Below are 498 nucleotides of genomic sequence, written 5' to 3' on the forward strand. Positions count from 1 at the left end.
ATCAGCGCGAGCGTGCCGGCCAGCTCCAGCCCCCAGCTCGCCGGAAAGACGCTCGCGAGCAGGATGCCGGCGAGCGACGACACCTGCCACGACGCCCAGCTCGCGAGCGCCATCCCCCAGAAATAGGCTTCCTTGCCCGGCACGCGGCCGTACGCGAAGCCCTGTTTCTGGAACAGCAGATAGATCACGTCGCCGTTGAAATAGCCGATCGCGAGGCGCCGCCACAGCGGCAGGTAGGAAAAATGGGGCGCGAGCCCGGCGCTGAAGATCACGAAGCGCAGGTTGACCATCGCGGCCGTGAGCAGCACGGTCCAGATCGGCAGCTTCGCCGCGAGGAGCGGCAGCACCGCGAGCTGCGACGAGCCCGCATAGACGAACAGCGACATCGCGCTCGCCTGCCCGAGCGTCATCACGGATTTGCTCATCGCGATGCCGGTGACGAGCCCCCAGGACAGGATCGCCATCAGTGTCGGGGAATAGTCGCGCGCGCCCTGGATC

Annotated in this window: 1 protein-coding gene; it reads right to left on the reverse strand. The window is 67.1% G+C overall.

Translation table 11 applies throughout. From position 1 onward, the window contains the following. The coding region (locus A9Z05_RS03220; protein WP_256121828.1) for an AzlC family ABC transporter permease at positions 1 to 497 on the reverse strand (497 nt) is incomplete at its 3' end. Position 498: the final 1 nt, after the last annotated feature.

Source organism: Burkholderia sp. A2 (assembly GCF_001729305.1).
In the GTDB taxonomy this organism is placed as follows: Bacteria; Pseudomonadota; Gammaproteobacteria; order Burkholderiales; family Burkholderiaceae; genus Burkholderia; species Burkholderia sola.